Origin of the sequence: Micromonospora sp. NPDC048835, assembly GCF_040649995.1 — a bacterium.
In the GTDB taxonomy this organism is placed as follows: domain Bacteria; phylum Actinomycetota; class Actinomycetes; order Mycobacteriales; family Micromonosporaceae; genus Micromonospora.
On the sequence record NZ_JBEZGM010000030.1, the window covers coordinates 31857 to 47259 of the forward strand.

16 protein-coding genes are annotated in these 15403 nt (G+C 71.9%); 13 read left to right on the forward strand and 3 right to left on the reverse strand.

Going from position 1 to position 15403, the window contains the following annotated elements; translation table 11 throughout:
- The first annotated feature begins 41 nt into the window (after window positions 1-41).
- On the forward strand, window positions 42-818 hold the full coding sequence (locus AB0C15_RS27365) for a TioE family transcriptional regulator (RefSeq protein WP_357356666.1): 777 nt from the start codon (window positions 42-44) through the stop codon (window positions 816-818).
- On the opposite strand, the gene AB0C15_RS27370 is transcribed toward AB0C15_RS27365, so the two are convergent.
- The 3 genes from AB0C15_RS27370 to AB0C15_RS27380 all read right to left on the reverse strand — a co-directional run bounded on the left by AB0C15_RS27370 (window position 761) and on the right by AB0C15_RS27380 (window position 2817).
- Window positions 761-1537, reverse strand: coding sequence for a class F sortase (locus AB0C15_RS27370; RefSeq protein WP_357356668.1), 777 nt, complete (start codon window positions 1535-1537; stop codon window positions 761-763). The two genes, AB0C15_RS27365 and AB0C15_RS27370, sit on opposite strands and share 58 nt — an antisense overlap.
- 75 nt (window positions 1538-1612) lie before the next feature.
- On the reverse strand, window positions 1613-2137 hold the full coding sequence (locus tag AB0C15_RS27375; protein ID WP_357356591.1) for a hypothetical protein: 525 nt from the start codon (window positions 2135-2137) through the stop codon (window positions 1613-1615).
- A gap of 230 nt (window positions 2138-2367) precedes the next feature.
- On the reverse strand, window positions 2368-2817 hold the full coding sequence (locus AB0C15_RS27380) for an Lrp/AsnC family transcriptional regulator (RefSeq protein ID WP_357356593.1): 450 nt from the start codon (window positions 2815-2817) through the stop codon (window positions 2368-2370).
- A 147-nt stretch (window positions 2818-2964) separates the two neighbouring features.
- Between AB0C15_RS27380 and AB0C15_RS27385 the strand changes: the two genes are divergently transcribed.
- The 12 genes from AB0C15_RS27385 to AB0C15_RS27440 all read left to right on the forward strand — a co-directional run bounded on the left by AB0C15_RS27385 (window position 2965) and on the right by AB0C15_RS27440 (window position 15346).
- The gene (locus AB0C15_RS27385) at window positions 2965-3867 is read left to right on the forward strand and encodes a tryptophan 2,3-dioxygenase family protein (protein WP_357356670.1); all 903 of its coding nucleotides are present in this window, start codon (window positions 2965-2967) and stop codon (window positions 3865-3867) included.
- A gap of 20 nt (window positions 3868-3887) precedes the next feature.
- Entirely contained in the window at window positions 3888-5195 is a 1308-nt protein-coding gene (kynU, locus tag AB0C15_RS27390; protein WP_357356595.1) for a kynureninase, read from the forward strand.
- Window positions 5192-6529 (forward strand): NAD(P)/FAD-dependent oxidoreductase, encoded by a 1338-nt coding sequence (locus tag AB0C15_RS27395; protein WP_357356597.1) that lies wholly within the window; start codon window positions 5192-5194, stop codon window positions 6527-6529. The genes kynU and AB0C15_RS27395 overlap by 4 nt, the downstream gene beginning before the upstream one ends.
- Window positions 6530-6552: 23 nt before the next feature.
- Window positions 6553-8034, forward strand: a complete 1482-nt coding sequence (locus AB0C15_RS27400) for a 2-hydroxymuconic semialdehyde dehydrogenase (protein WP_357356672.1) — start codon at window positions 6553-6555, stop codon at window positions 8032-8034.
- Between the two features lie 38 nt (window positions 8035-8072).
- Window positions 8073-8870 (forward strand): fumarylacetoacetate hydrolase family protein, encoded by a 798-nt coding sequence (locus AB0C15_RS27405; protein WP_357356599.1) that lies wholly within the window; start codon window positions 8073-8075, stop codon window positions 8868-8870.
- 50 nt (window positions 8871-8920) lie between these two features.
- A complete protein-coding gene (locus tag AB0C15_RS27410; protein WP_357356674.1) occupies window positions 8921-9856 on the forward strand; it encodes an acetaldehyde dehydrogenase (acetylating) in 936 nt (311 codons plus the stop codon).
- Window positions 9853-10917, forward strand: a complete 1065-nt coding sequence (gene dmpG, locus AB0C15_RS27415; protein ID WP_357356601.1) for a 4-hydroxy-2-oxovalerate aldolase — start codon at window positions 9853-9855, stop codon at window positions 10915-10917. The genes AB0C15_RS27410 and dmpG overlap by 4 nt, the downstream gene beginning before the upstream one ends.
- Entirely contained in the window at window positions 10914-11687 is a 774-nt protein-coding gene (locus AB0C15_RS27420) for a fumarylacetoacetate hydrolase family protein (RefSeq protein ID WP_357356603.1), read from the forward strand. Before dmpG ends, AB0C15_RS27420 begins: the two co-directional genes overlap by 4 nt.
- Window positions 11684-12106 (forward strand): RidA family protein, encoded by a 423-nt coding sequence (locus tag AB0C15_RS27425; RefSeq protein ID WP_357356605.1) that lies wholly within the window; start codon window positions 11684-11686, stop codon window positions 12104-12106. The genes AB0C15_RS27420 and AB0C15_RS27425 overlap by 4 nt, the downstream gene beginning before the upstream one ends.
- Window positions 12103-12627: a 3-hydroxyanthranilate 3,4-dioxygenase gene (locus AB0C15_RS27430; RefSeq protein ID WP_357356607.1), complete on the forward strand. Its 525-nt coding sequence runs from the start codon at window positions 12103-12105 to the stop codon at window positions 12625-12627. Before AB0C15_RS27425 ends, AB0C15_RS27430 begins: the two co-directional genes overlap by 4 nt.
- The gene (locus AB0C15_RS27435) at window positions 12627-13628 is read left to right on the forward strand and encodes an amidohydrolase family protein (RefSeq protein ID WP_357356609.1); all 1002 of its coding nucleotides are present in this window, start codon (window positions 12627-12629) and stop codon (window positions 13626-13628) included. The genes AB0C15_RS27430 and AB0C15_RS27435 overlap by 1 nt, the downstream gene beginning before the upstream one ends.
- A gap of 254 nt (window positions 13629-13882) precedes the next feature.
- The gene (locus tag AB0C15_RS27440; RefSeq protein ID WP_357356612.1) at window positions 13883-15346 is read left to right on the forward strand and encodes an amidase; all 1464 of its coding nucleotides are present in this window, start codon (window positions 13883-13885) and stop codon (window positions 15344-15346) included.
- The last annotated feature ends 57 nt before the right edge of the window (window positions 15347-15403 follow it).

Below are 15403 nucleotides of genomic sequence, written 5' to 3' on the forward strand. Positions count from 1 at the left end.
TCGTTGAACCAGCGGTTGAAACTCACGAGCGTTGGAGCGCGGTGACAACCACAAAACCTTCAAACCCAGGGGTACGCCGACCGGTCGACCTCGCGCGCGCCCACGGTCTCTCCGCGCAGGCGGTGCGGAATTACGAACGAGACGGCGTCCTGCCGCCGGCCGAGCGCACCCCGAACGGCTACCGGCGCTTCACCGAGCTGCACGTCAGGGCACTGGGTGCCTACCTCGCGCTGATCACGGGCCACGGCTACGCGGCCAGCGGCGAGATCATGCGAGCCGTCAACCGGGGCGAGATCGGCGCGGCGTTGAGCGCCATCGACCAGAGTCACGCCCTGCTCCAGCGCGATCGGGAAACCCTGGACGCGGTGGAGGCGGCGGTGGTGACGCTCACGGGTGCGAGACCGCCGCAGCCGCAGAGCCAGCGCGCCGTACCGGTGAGCGTCCTTGCCCACCGGCTCGGGCTGCGGCCGGCCACGCTGCGCAAGTGGGAGCGGGCCGGGGTCCTGCGGCCGGTCCGTGACCCGGCGACCCACCACCGGCTCTACCGCCCCGATGACGTGCGCGACGCCGAACTCGCCCACCTGTTGCGTCGCGGCGGGTACCGGCTCGACCACATCGCCGAGGTGCTGCGCCGGGTGCGCGAGGCCGGTGGTGCGGAACCACTCGCCGCGTCGCTGAGTCAGTGGCGGCAACGACTCACCGAGCGGGGCCGGGCCATGCTCACCGGGGCTGCCCGGCTCGCCGAGTACCTCGACGTTGCTCAACCACCGGAACGCGCCCGGACCAGCGAGGCGAAGACCACCACGTTGTCCGCGTAGCCGGTCTCACCACCGACCCACTGGCCGCCGCAGGTGATCAGACGGAGGCTCGGGCGGCTGAAGTCGCCGTACACGTCGTCCACCGGCAGTTGGTCCTTGTCGAACTTCTCCACCGAGTTCACCTCGAATACCGCCACGCGCTGGTCGGTGCGGGTGACCTCGATCTCGTCACCGGGGCGCAGTTCGCGGATCTTGTGGAAGACCGCCGGACCGCTCGTGGTGTCGACGTGCCCGACGATCACCGCCGGGCCGTACTGGCCCGGGGTGGGGCCCTGGTCGTACCAGCCAGCCTCCTGGGCGCGGGCGGCGTCCGGCACGGCTATCGTGCCGTCCGGTGCGATGCCCACGTCGTGGACGGGTGCCCGCAGGTCGATCTTGTCGATGGTGAGGCCGGTCGGGTGGCTGGCCGGCAGCACCGGGTACTTCTTCGGCGGCGGTCGCAGGCCGGCGCTGATCCGGTCCGGCAGCAGGCTCAGTCCGGTCACCTGCTCGACGCCGAGCATCGCCACGATCAGCACCATCAGCGCGGCGATGGCCAACACCGGCAACCCGGGGCTCGTACCGAACCGGTGTCGGGTCGACGGTGGCCCGGTCGGACGCCGCGGCGGCAGCGGACGGGCGGCCGGATCGGTGGTGGCGACGCTTGCCGACACGGCCTGCCCGGCGACCCGGCGCAGCCGTCCGGAGACGCGGGCCACCAGTCGGCCGGACGCGCGCAGCGCCGCCCCGGCCCGGAGGCGGGCAGGGCGGTCCTGCCGCGCACGCGCGGATCTGCGGGTCATGGTTGGTCCGGCTCAGGCGCCGGCTCCCGGTCGACGCCGGCCGCCGGCCATGCCGAGGACGATCGCCGTGGCCACCAGCGCCACTCCGCCGAGCACCAGCAGCGAGCCGGTGCCGCGCCCGCCGGCCATTCCGCCGCCGCCGGTCGCCGGGCCCTTGCTGGGTGAGGCCATGTTCAGCACGGTCACCGTGGTCGACGCCGTCTGACCGTTGTCGCAACGCAGGTCGACCGGGTAGTCACCGGCCTGCTTGTCCCGCGGAACACTTGCCTGCGCGGTGAGGAAGCCCTTGTCGGGTCTGAGCGTCACGGACCCGAACGCGTCGGAGTGCACGCTCGACTGCCGGTTGTTGTTGTCGTTGTCGCAGCTCGCCTTGATGCTGACCCGGCTGCCGGCCTGGACGCTGTTCGGTGTCACCTCGACGAAGACGTTCTCGCCGGCGCGCGCCGGTGCGACCGACAACAGGACGAACGCCCCGACCAGCCCCACAAGTGTCAGTGCGGACGAGAGCGCGCGGTTGATCGTGCGGACTGCCTGCATGATTTCCCCCCAACCGGCGACGACCGCCGGAACCCTCCCCTGGGCACGCGCGCTGCTTACCCCCCACCCCGAAGCCAAACCCGCCGACGCTCGCCCCACCCGTCCGCCCCAGCCCGCGATCTTGCACTTTCTGCGTCGACAAATAGCAACAAAAAGGACATAAGCTCAACAGAAACTGCAAGATCGCCGCAGGGTGCGGGGGTGCGGGGGTGCGGGGGTGCGGGGGTGGGTTAGCGGGGTTTGTGGGGGAGGGGGGTGACGGGGTGCCAGTTCAGGGGGGAGGAGAGGACCATCGTGCTTGACGGCTGGCCGTACGGGGCGAGGCGGTCGATGACACCCTCGAACGCGCCGATCGAGCCGGCCGCCACCTTCAGCACGCTGCACGCGTCTCCGGTGATCCGGTGGATCTCCAGGATCTCCGGCCAGTCGGCCACCGTCGGGTCGTGCAGGATGCAGCGCGCGCCGTAACAGGACATTCGGATCAGGGCGACCACGGTCCGGCCGGCGCGGCTCAGGTCGACATGGGCGTGATAGCCGGTGATGACTCCGGCCTCCTCCAGCCGGCGGACCCGCTCCGCGACCGACGGTGGCGACAGGTGCACCCGGCGGGACAACTCGCTGAAGGAGAGCCGCGCGTCGGCCTGCAGCTCACGCAGCAGCGCCCAGTCCATGTCGTCCACGCTCAGACCTTACTTTCGTGAACCAACTTCGCCTAGTTGCCTTTGGTTTGCCTGAAGAACGCGGCGAGAGCCGTTGATTCGGCATTCCGTAGGTCGATCCGACCGCGAGATCATGACGGCGGCCAGTCCGGGAGGGGAGACGAGATGGTGGATCAGACGGAGCGGCGGGCGCCGAACCGCCGTGCCACGGTGCGACCGGTGACTCCCGGGCAGCGGGTCGCGCAGGCGGAGCGCACCGGCGGCGAGCCGACGTTGGAGTTCGCCGACATGGTGCCGTACGACGCGTACGTGCAGGCCAGCGCACTGCACAAGATGCAGCACCCGCTGAGCAGCGACCCGGGCGAGATGTCCTTCCTGATGGTCAGCCAGATCATGGAGTTGTACTTCGGCCTGACCTGCCACGAGCTGCGGGAGACCCAGCGGCTGATCCGCGCCGACCAGATCTGGGAGGCGCTGGCCCCGCTGGGCCGAGCCAAGCTGCACCTGGAGGGGCTCAACGCCGCCTGGCAGGGTCTGCGCTGGATGAGCCCGGCCGACTTCAACAGGTTCCGCAACCTGCTCGGCGAGGCCTCCGGCTTCCAGTCGGCCATGTACCGGCAGTTGGAGTTCCTGCTCGGGCTGCGCGACCCGACGCTGATCCGCCCGTTCCGCAGGCAGACCGAGGTGTACGCGGAACTGACCGACGCGTTGGCCACCCCGAGCCTCTGGGACGATGTGCTCGCGCTGCTCGCCCGGAGCGGCTTCGACCTCCCCGCCGACCTGCTCGACCGGAACGTGGCCGTCGAGCACGACCCGCACCCGCTGGTCGAGGCGGCCTGGGTGCGGATCTACGACGACGCCGGCCCGGACAACCGTCTGCGGCTGCTGGGTGAGGCGTTGAGCGCTGTCGCCGAGGAGTTCGGCGACTGGCGTTGGAATCACGTCAAGGCGGTGCAGCGGACGATGGGCGCCAAGGTCGGCAGCGGTGGCTCCGCCGGCCTGGCGTGGTTGCAGCGCAGTATGGCCCGGGTGGTCTTCCCGGAGCTGTGGTCGGCCCGCACCGCGATGTGACCGGAGAGCGAGAAGAAGCAATGACGACCCCAGAAGCTGAGCCGCTGGGCTTCGCCGCTGGCGAAGCGCAAGCGCACCGCCTCGACGAGGCCGACCCGGGTCACCGGCACCTGTTCCACGTGCCGCCGGCCGATGGCGGCGACCATCCCGAGGCGGCGTACCTGGCCGGCAACTCGCTCGGCCTGCAACCACGGGCCACCCGCGACGAACTCCTCGCCGACGTGGACGCCTGGGCGCGGCTCGGCGTGGAGGGGCACCTGGAGGCGGAGCGCGCCTGGCTGCCGTACCACGAGCTGTTGATCGCGCCGGCCGCGCGACTCGTCGGCGCCCGGCCCGCGGAGGCCGTGGTGATGAACTCGCTCACGGTCAACCTGCACCTGTTGATGGTGAGCTTCTACCGACCGGCCGGCGCGCGCACCCGCATCGTCATCGAGGACGCCGCGTTCCCGTCGGACAGTTACGCCGTGCGCAGCCAGGCCCGGTTCCACGGCCTGGACCCGGACGACACGGTTGTCCGGCTGCGCCCGCGCGCGGGGGAGGACGCCCTGCGCACCGAGGACGTGACCGACTACCTGGCCGCCGAGGGCGACCGGGTGGCGCTGCTGCTGCTCGGCGGGGTCAACTACCTGACCGGCGAGCTGCTGGACATCCCGGCGATCACGGCTGCCGGTCGGGCCGCCGGCGCGGTGGTGGGCTGGGACCTGGCGCACGCCGTCGGCAACGTGCCGCTGGCTCTGCACGACTGGGACGTCGACTTCGCCGCGTGGTGCTCCTACAAGTACCTGAACTCCGGCCCGGGCGCCCTGGCCGGCGTCTTCGTGCACGAGCGCCACCTCGGTGACCCCGACCTGCCCCGCTTCGAGGGGTGGTGGAGCACCGCTGCGGCCACCCGGTTCGAGATGACGCCGGTGTCCCGACCACCGGCCACTGTGGAGGCCTGGCAGATCTCCAACCCGCCGATCTTCGCGATGGGCCCGGTGCGTACCTCGCTGGAGCTGTTCGACGCGGTCGGCATGCCCGCGCTGCGGGCCCGCAGCCTGCGGCTCACCGGTTGGCTGGAGTCGCTGCTGGACGAGGTCGTCGCCGACCGTCCGCTGCGGGTGGTCACCCCGCGCGACCCGGCCCGGCGGGGCTGCCAGCTCTCGGTCCGCATCGGGTCCGGCAGCGCCGCCGAGCTGACCAGACGCCTGCGGTACGAACACGGTGTCATCGCCGACGCCCGTGAGCCGGACGTGGTGCGGTTCGCCCCGGTGCCGCTCTACTCGACGTACCTCGACTGTTGGCGGGCCGCCGCGGCGCTCGCCGCGACGGTGGGGGCGACCTCATGACGAAGCAGCGCGACGAGATCGCGATCATCGGTGCGGGGCTGGCCGGCTGTCTGGCGGCCTGCTTCCTGGCCCGGCGTGGCTACCCGGTGGCCCTCTACGAACGCCGTGCCGACCCGCGGGTCGGCACGGCCGAGCGGGGTCGCTCGATCAACCTGGCGCTCTCCGAGCGCGGCCTGGACGCGTTGCGTCGGATCGGGCTGGCCGAGCAGGTGATGACCGACGCGCTGCCGATGCGCGGCCGGATGATCCACCCGGTCGAGGGCGAGCAGCAGTTCCAGTCGTACAGCGCGGCCGGCGACCGGGCGATCAACTCGATCAGCCGGGGCGCGCTGAACAACGCCCTGCTGGACGAGGCCACCGCCCTGCCCGGGGTTCGGGTCGTCTTCGACCACCGTCTCGTGGGGCTCGACCCGACCGACGGCGCGCTGAGCTTCGAGACCCCGCAGGGTCAGGTCGCGGCGAACGCGTCGGTCGTGCTTGGTGCCGACGGCGCCGGCTCCGCGGTGCGTGGGCAACTGCTGGCGTACGGGCTGCTGAACGAGAGCGTCGACTTCCTCGACTACGGCTACAAGGAACTGACGATTCCGCCGCTGGGCGGCGACTTCGCCCTCGACCCGGACGCCCTGCACATCTGGCCGCGGGGCACCTCGATGATGATCGCGCTGCCCAACCCGGACCGCTCCTTCACCTGCACGCTCTTCTGGCCCAATGACGGTGTCGGCAGCTTCGCCGCGCTGACCGGCCCGGCGGAGATCGAACGGCACTTCACCGCGCACTACCCGGACGTGGTGCCGCTGGCCCCGCACCTTGTCGACGACTTCGAGCACAACCCGGTGGGTGTGCTCGGCACCGTGCGCTGCACCCCCTGGCAGGTCAACGGCAGGGTCGGCCTGCTCGGCGACGCGGCCCACGCCATCGTGCCGTTCTACGGCCAGGGCGCCAACTGCGCCTTCGAGGACGTGGTGGAGCTGGACCGCTGCCTGGACGAGTGCGCCGACGACTGGTCGGCGGCGCTGCCGCTGTTCCAGCGTCGCCGGCAGGAGAACGCCGAGGCCATCGCGACGATGGCGCTCACCAACTTCGTGGAGATGCGGGACAAGGTCGCCTCCCCGGTCTTCCAGACCCGGCGGCGGGTGGAGCACGCACTGGAACGGGTCCTGCCCGGCCGGTACGTTTCGCAGTACGAGCTGGTGTCGTTCTCCACCACCCCGTACGCGGAGGTGCGCCGCCGCGTGCGCCGACAGCACCGGGTGCTCGGGGCGGTCGTCGGCGGGGCCGCGCTGCTGGTGGTCGGCGCGATAGGCGCGGCACTGAGCCGAGGGAGGCGCGCATGACCGGCACCTGGGACCAGCGACTGATGGCCGGCCACGCGCCGGACGGCCCGCACCTGTTGCGCAACTTCGTCGCCGGCGAGTTCGTCGACGGCGGTGCGACCTTCGCCAAGGCCAGCCCGGTCACCGGCGAGCAGGTCTTCGAGGTGAACGAGGCGTCGCGGTCCACGGTGGACGACGCGGTGGCCGCCGCCCGGGCCGCGCTGCGCGGGCCGTGGGGCCGGATGGGGGAGCGGGAACGCGCCGAGGTGCTGCGCCGCGTCGCCGACGAGCTGGAGCGCCGCTTCGACGACCTGGTCACCGCCGAGGTCGCCGACACCGGCAAGTCCATCGCCCAGGCCCGCACGCTGGACATTCCACGCGGCGCGGCGAACTTCCGGGCATTCGCGGAGATCGTGGCGACCGCTCCCACCGAGTCGTTCACCACCGTCACCCCGACCGGCGGCCGGGCGCTCAACTACGCGCTGCGCAAGCCGGTCGGTGTGGTCGCCGTCATCGTGCCGTGGAACCTGCCGCTGCTGCTGCTCACCTGGAAGGTCGCGCCCGCCTTGGCCTGCGGCAACGCCGTGGTGGTCAAGCCCAGCGAGGAGACCCCCGCCTCGGCGACGGTGCTGGCCGAGGTGATGGCCGCCGCAGGCGTGCCCGAGGGCGTGTTCAACCTGGTGCACGGGTTCGGACCGGACTCGGCCGGGGAGTTCCTCACCCGGCACCCGGGCGTGGACGCGATCACCTTCACCGGCGAGTCGGCCACCGGCGGCGCGATCATGCGGGCCGCCGCCGACGGGGTGAAGGCGGTCAGCTTCGAGTTGGGCGGCAAGAACGCCGGCCTGGTGTTCGCCGACGCCGACCTGGACGCCGCGGTGGCCGGGTCGGTGCGGTCCAGCTTCACCAACGGCGGGCAGGTGTGCCTCTGCACCGAGCGCATCTACGTGCAGCGCCAGGTCTTCGAGGAGTTCACCGCCCGGCTGGCGAAGCGGGCCGGCGAACTGGCGTACGGCTGGCCGACCGACGAGGCCACCGCCACCATGCCCCTGATCTCGCAGCAGCACCGGGCGAAGGTGCTCGGGGCGTACGACCTGGCCCGGTCCGAGGGCGCCGAGGTGCTGATCGGCGGTGGCACCCCGACCTTCGGCGACGCCCGCGACGGCGGGTCGTACGTGCAGCCGACGGTGCTCACCGGCCTCGGCCCGGACGCCCGCACCAACCGGGAGGAGATCTTCGGCCCGGTGGTGCACGTGGCGCCGTTCGACACCGAGGACGAGGCGTACACCCTCGCCAACGGCACCGAGTACGGCCTGGCGGCGACCGTGTGGACCCGGGACGTCGGCGTCGCGCACCGGGCCGGGATGCGGCTGGACGCCGGGATCGTCTGGGTCAACACCTGGTTCCTGCGTGACCTGCGCACCCCGTTCGGCGGGGTGAAGGCGTCCGGCATCGGTCGGGAGGGCGGCGTGCACTCGCTGGACTTCTACTCCGAACTCACGAACGTCTGCGTGGACCTGTCGTGAGCGGTGGACGTGTGCTGATTCGAAGCGAGGGAGCAGGCATGGAAGCTGACATCGAGGCCGCCAACCGGGAGTTGGCCGACGCCCGCAGCACCGGCAAGCCGTGCGCGCCGCTCCGGGGTCGACTGCTGCCGGAGGGCGACATCGAGGCTGCGTACCGCGTGCAGCAGCTCCAGTCGCGGGCCTGGCAGGGTCGTGGTGAACGCCGGGTCGGCGCGAAGATCGGGCTGACCTCCCGGGCGGTGCAGGAGACCTTCGGGGTGTTCCAACCGGACTTCGGCATGCTCACCGACGCGATGGCCGTCGGCGACGGGGTGGAGGTGCCCATCGACCGGCTGCTCCAGCCTCGGGTCGAGGCGGAGATCGCGTTCGTGCTGGACAAGGACCTCCTGGACCCGCAGATCACCACTGTCGACCTGATCCGATCGGTCGACCACGTGCTGCCGGCGATCGAGATCGTCGACTCCCGGATCGCCGGCTGGGACATCTCCATCGTGGACACCGTCGCGGACAACGCGTCCAGCGGGCTCTTCGTGCTCGGCACCACGCCGCGTCGGCTCGCCGACGTGGATCTGCGGCTGTGCGGGATGGTGCTGGAGCACGCCGGCGAGCCGGTGTCGGTGGGCGCGGGCGCGGCCTGCCTGGGCAACCCGCTGCACGCCCTGCAGTGGCTGGCCGGCACCCTCGCCCGCGCCGGTGACCCGCTGCGCGCCGGCGACGTGGTCCTCTCCGGGGCGCTCGGTCCGATGGTGCCGGTCACCCCCGGTGCGGCGTACGAGGCCCGGATCTCCGGCCTCGGCTCGGTGCGCACCTGCTTCAGCAAGGGAGGCAACAAGTGAGCGCGAGGAGTGAGCTTGCGAGCCCCGCAGTCGCGAACAACAGCGGCGCAGTGACCATCGGTGTGGCGGTGCTTGGATCCGGGAACATCGGGACCGACCTGATGATCAAGGTGTTGCGGCTGAGCGACAGCCTGCGGATGGTGGCGATGGCGGGCATCGACCCGGCGTCCGACGGTCTGGCGCGTGCTCGCCGGCTCGGCGTGGCCACCACCGCCGAGGGTGTGGACGGGCTCGTCGCGATGCCCGAGTTCGCCCACGTGGAGCTGGTGTTCGACGCCACCTCGGCCGGCGCGCACCGACGCCACGACGAGGTGCTGCGCGCCCACGGACGGACGGTGGTGGACCTGACCCCGGCGGCGCTCGGTCCGTACGTGGTGCCGCCGGTCAACCTGGACGAGCACCTGCACGAGCCGAACGTCAACATGGTGACCTGCGGCGGGCAGGCGACGGTGCCGATCGTCGCCGCGGTCCGCCGGGTCACCCCGGTGGCGTACGGGGAGATCGTCGCGTCGATCGCGTCGAGGTCCGCCGGGCCGGGCACCCGGGCCAACATCGACGAGTTCACCGAGACCACGGCCCGCGCCATCGAGGTGGTGGGCGGTGCCGAGCGGGGCAAGGCGATCATCGTGTTGAACCCGGCGGACCCGCCGCTGCTGATGCGGGACACCGTCTACTGCCTCTGCCCGGACGTCGACGCCGACCGCGTCGCCATCGCCGCCTCGGTCGTGGAGATGGTGGCGACCGTGCAGGAGTACGTTCCCGGTTACCGGCTCAAGCAGGACGTGCAGTTCGACCGGGTCGAGGCGTACCTGCCCACGTTCGGTCGGCGGCTCACCGCCCTGCAGGTGTCTGTCTTCCTGGAGGTCTCCGGTGCCGGGCACTACCTGCCCGCGTACGCCGGGAACCTGGACATCATGACCTCCGCCGCGCTGCGCACCGCGGAGCGGCTGGTCGCAGTGCGTTCTTCGGAGGTGGCCGCGCCATGACCGACCTGTACATCCAGGACGTGACGCTGCGCGACGGCATGCACGCCATCGCCCACCAGTACACAGTCGACCAGGTACGCACCATCGCCGCCGCCCTGGACGCGGCCGGGGTGGCCGCTATCGAGGTGGCGCACGGTGACGGCCTCGCCGGTTCCAGCGTCAACTACGGCCACGGAGCCGCCAGCGACGCCGAGTGGATCTCCGCGGCTGCCGAGGTGCTGACCACGGCCAAGCTGACCACCCTGCTGTTGCCGGGCATCGGCACGATCGCCGACCTGAAGGCCGCCAAGGCGCTCGGCGTGACCAGCGTCCGGATCGCCACCCACTGCACTGAGGCGGACATCTCCGCCCAGCACATCTCCTGGGCCCGCGAGAACGGCATGGACGTGGCCGGGTTCCTGATGATGTCGCACATGAACGATGCGGCCGGGCTGGCCGGTCAGGCCAAGCTCATGGAGTCGTACGGGGCGCACTGCGTCTACGTCACCGACTCCGGCGGCCGGCTGCTGATGTCCGACGTGGCGCAGCGGGTCGACGCGTACCGGCAGGTCCTCGCCCCGGAGACGCAGATCGGCATCCACGCCCACCACAACCTGTCGCTCGGGGTGGCCAACAGCGTGCTCGCCGTCGAGCACGGCCGGGTCACCGGCTCCGCGCCGGCCGGCCCCGACGCGGTGCACGGCCGGACCGTCCGCGTCGACGCGTCCCTCGCCGGCATGGGCGCCGGGGCCGGCAACGCCCCGCTTGAGGTCTTCGTCGCGGTCGCCGAGTTGCACGGCTGGAAGCACGGCTGCGACGTGTTCGCGCTCATGGACGCCGCCGACGACATCGTCCGCCCGCTCCAGGACCGGCCGGTCCAGGTGGACCGGGAGACCCTCTCCCTGGGGTACGCCGGGGTCTACTCCAGCTTCCTGCGGCACGCCGAGCGGGCCTCCACGAAGTACGGCGTGGACGTCCGGTCGATCCTTGTCGAGCTGGGCCGCCGCCGGATGGTGGGTGGCCAGGAGGACATGATCGTGGACGTGGCACTCGACCTGGCCGGCAAGGAGGAGCAGTCATGATCGGCGTGGACATCGCGGGGATCGCCGACAAGCTGGGCGCGGCGGCCGACACGGCCACCGCGATCCCGCAACTCGCGGCCGAGACCGGCTTGGACGTGGACACCGCGTACGCCGTGCAGGCCGCGCTGCTGCAACGCCGGCTGAGCGCGGGTGAGCGGCTGGTCGGGTTGAAGATGGGCCTCACCAGCAGGGCGAAGATGGCCCAGGTCGGCGTGGACGAGGTGATCTGGGGGCGGCTCACCGACGCCATGCGGGTGCCCGACGGCGGTGCCGTGGATCCGACCGCGTACATCCATCCCCGGGTCGAGCCGGAGGTGGCGTTCCTGCTGGACCGGCTGCCCGAGCCGGGCGAGCCGGTCGGCGACTTCGCCACGGCGGTGCGCGCGGTCGCCCCGGCCATCGAGTTGATCGACTCCCGGTACGCGGACTTCCGCTTCTCGCTGCCGGACGTGATCGCGGACAACACCTCGGCCGCCGCCTTCGTGATCGGGCCGTGGTCGGCGGTGCCGGCGGGGCTTGACAACCTGGGCGTGCTGCTGGAGGTCGACGGGCGGGTGGCGCAGGTCGGCTCGACGGCGGCGATCCTCGGTGATCCGCGCCGGGCGCTCGACGAGGGCATCCGGCTGGCGGGTCGGCACGGGGTGCGGTTGGAGTCCGGTTGGGTCTTCCTGGCCGGTGCCGCGACCGCCGCCGTTCCGCTACGTCCCGGTGCCCATGTCCGTGCCGTCGTCGAGAAGCTCGGCACGGCCTCGCTGCGGGCGTCGTCGTGACCGCGCGGGTCGTCGCCGGGAAGGCCGTCCCACGGGGGGCTTTTCCGCACGTCAAGGTGGCGGGCGGGTTCGTCTTCGTCTCCGGTACGTCGTCGCGGCGGCCGGACAACAGCTTCGCCGGTGTGTCCGTGGACGAACTCGGCACGACCAACCTCGACATCCGGGTGCAGACGCGGGCCGTGATCGAGAACGTCGGGGACCTGCTGCGGTCGGTCGGCGCGGACCTCGGCGACCTCGTCCAGGTGACGTCCTACCTGGTCAACATGAACGACTTCGGTGGTTACAACGAGGTGTGGGCCGAGTTCTTCGACGCCTCCGGACCGACCCGTACGACGGTGGCGGTGCACCAGCTTCCGCACCCGCACCTGCTGATCGAAATCCAGGCCGTGGCCCTTCTTCCCTCGGGAGGTCAGTCGTGAGTGAGATCGCCGAGCCGTTCAGCTTTCCGGGCTGGATCGCCGACAACCAGCACCTGTTGAAGCCGCCGGTGGGCAACAGGGAGATGTTCCCCGGCGGGGACGACTTCATCGTGATGGTGGTGGGCGGCCCCAACCAGCGCACCGACTTCCACGTGGACCCGTACGAGGAGTTCTTCTACCAGGTCAAGGGCAACATGCACATCAACCTGGTCACCCCGGAGGGGCCGCGTACGGTGCACGTGCGCGAGGGGCAGATGTGGATGTTGCCGCGCAACACCCCGCACTCGCCGCAGCGGCCGGAGGCCGGCTCGATCGGTGTGGTCGTGGAGCGGGTCCGTGAGGAGGGCACGCTGGAGACCTTCCAGTGGTACTGCTCCGAGTGCGGCAACAAGGTGCACGAGGTGGAGTTGCAGGTCCGCGACATCGCCGCCGACCTGCCGCCGGTGTTCCAGGCGTTCTACGCCGACGAGGCGGCGCGTACCTGCGCCAACTGCGGCACCCTGCACCCGGGTAAGGGCTGATGCCGGCAGGCGTGGTCGACGTGCACACGCACGTCGTACCCAAGGGTTGGCCGGACCTCGGCGCGGCGTGCGGTGGGTCCGGTTGGCCGTGGTTGCGGGTCGACTCCGAGCGGGCCGCCATGATCATGGTGGGGGAGACGGAGTTCCGCCCGGTCGGCGCCGAGTGCTGGGACGCGTCGCGCCGACTTGCCGACATGGACGCCGACGGCGTGGCCGTGCAGGTGGTCTCACCCACGCCCGTCTTCTTCAGCTACGACCGTCCGGCCGACCAGGCGGTGAAGGTAGCCCGGATCTTCAACGACCTGACCCTCGAGGTCACCGCGGCCGGCGGCGACCGGCTGGTGCCGTTCTGCCAGGTGCCGCTCCAGGACCCGGACGCGGCCTGCGCCGAGTTGGATCGCAGCCTCGCCAACGGGCACGTGGGCGTGGAGATCGGCAACCACGTCGGCGACCGGGACCTGGACGACGCCGGCGTGGTCACCTTCCTCCAGCACTGTGCCGAGGTCGGCGCACCCGTCTTCGTCCACCCGTGGGACATGCCGGGCGGGCCGCGACTGGACCGCTGGATGGCCCGTTGGCTCACCGGGATGCCCGCCGAGACGCACCTGTCGGTGCTGGCGATGATCCTCGGCGGTGTCTTCGACCGGGTGTCGGAGACGCTGCGGATCTGCTTCGCCCACGGCGGCGGCAGCTTCCCGTTCTGGCTCGGCCGCGCCGACAACGCCTGGCACCGTCGTGGCGACCTGGTCCGGGGCGCGTCCGCCGGCCCGCCCAGCAGCTACCTCGACCGCTTCAGCGTCGACTCGGTGGTCTTCGCGCCGCCCGCGCTGCGGCTGCTCGTCGACACGCTGGGGGAGGACCGGGTGCTGGTCGGCAGCGACTACCCGTACCCGTTGGGCGAACGACCGGCCGGCGCGGTGGTCCATGCGGCCGACTTCCTCACCGACGACCAGCGCGCCAAGCTCCTGTCCACCAACGCTCTGCGTTTCCTGCACGGCTGAGCGCCCGCCTAGCTCTAGACGTGAGCAGATCTTGGACAGTTTCCGTCCGGCGCTGACGGAAACTGTCCAAGATCTACGGCTGGCTGGCTGGCTGGCTGGCCGGCCGGGCTGGCTGGCCGGCCGGGCTGGCCGGGCGGGCGGGCGGGCCGGGCGGGCGGGCGGGCCGGGCGGGTGGGCTTGCGTCCGGTTGGTCCGTTTCCGGTCGCCAGCGCGTGTCGGCTGCGCGGAGGGCTGACGGCCGGCAGGATGGCGGCATGGCCGAGCCGCACGACCTGACCGCGTTGGAGCAGGCCGCCGCGATGACCTGCGGCGAGCTGTCAAGCGTCGACCTGGTCGAGCACTCGCTGAACCGGGTGGCAGCGCTCGGCGACACCGTCGGCGCGTTCGTCACCGTCACCCCGGACCTCGCCCGGCAGGCCGCGCGCGCCGCCGACGCGGTGCCCGTCGAGGAGCGCGGCCCGCTGCACGGGGTGCCGACCGCGATCAAGGACCTGACGCTCACCGCCGGGGTCCGCACCACCTTCGGCTCGGCCGCCTTCGTCGACTTCGTGCCACCTGTCGACGCCGACGTGGTCCGGTTCATCAAGGCCGCCGGTCTGGTCAGTCTGGGCAAGACGACCACCTCCGAGCTGGGCTGCTCGCTCTACTCGGAGGGCCGGGTCGCGCCGCCGGCCCGCAACCCGTGGCAGTTGGCGTACACCGCTGGTGGGTCCAGCGGCGGCGCGGCGGCGGCGGTCGCGGCCGGGCTGGTCCCGATCGCCCAGGGGTCCGACGGCGGCGGGTCGCTGCGCATCCCGGCGTCGCTCTGCGGCCTGGTCGGCTACAAGCCCAGTCGGGGCCTGGTCTCCGGCGGGCCGGTCGGCTCCGGCGCGTTCGGCCTACCCATCAGCGGGCCACTCGGGCGGACGGTCACCGACGTCGCCGCGCTGCTCGACGTCATGGCGGTCCCGGTCCCCGGTGAGCCCTACCTTCCGCCGTGTCTGCCGTCCGGCGGCTACCTGGCCGTCGCGCGCCGGGCCGAGCCCGGCCCGCTGCGGATCGGCCGGTTCACCACGCCGATGCTCGCCGACGAGCCGGTGCACCCGGACTGCGTGGCCGCCGTGGACCGGGCCGCCGCGCTGCTCACCGCGGCGGGCCACGAGGTGGTCGAGGTGCCGCCGCCGCTCGGGCCGGCGGCGTGGCCGCTGTTCGAGATCCTCTGGTACGTGCTGGCGCTCGCCCCCGTGCCGCCGGAGCGGGAGGCGGAGCTGCTGCCGTTGACGCGGCTGCTCCGGGCCCGGGGCGCCGAGGTCTCGGCCGGCACCCTGGCCGCCACCCTCGGCGAGTTGCAGGCGCAGGTGCGGCTCGGCACCCGTCGCACCGCCGGCTGCGACCTGCTCCTCTGTCCCACCCTGGCCACCCCGCAGGCACCGGTCGGCTGGTTCACCGCCGACGCGGACCCGGCCGCCGACTTCGACCGGCAACGCCGATTCTCGCCCTACTGCGCCATCTTCAACGTCACCGGTGATCCATCCGTGTCCCTGCCGCTGGGCAGCACGACCGACGGCCTGCCCGTCGGGGTGCTGCTCACCGGGCGGTACGGGGACGACGCGCGGCTTATCGCTACCGCTGCGCAACTGGAAAACTCAAGTGACGGATGGGATCGGCACCCCGCAATCTGGCGGGCCGCCGACTCCGCTAACGTGAATGGCGACGGAGTCGGGCGGTCGGCAGCGTGATCGTCCATCCGACCCGGTTTTTCAAGGTCGTCCTTCTTCCGCCTGGGGGCGTTGGGA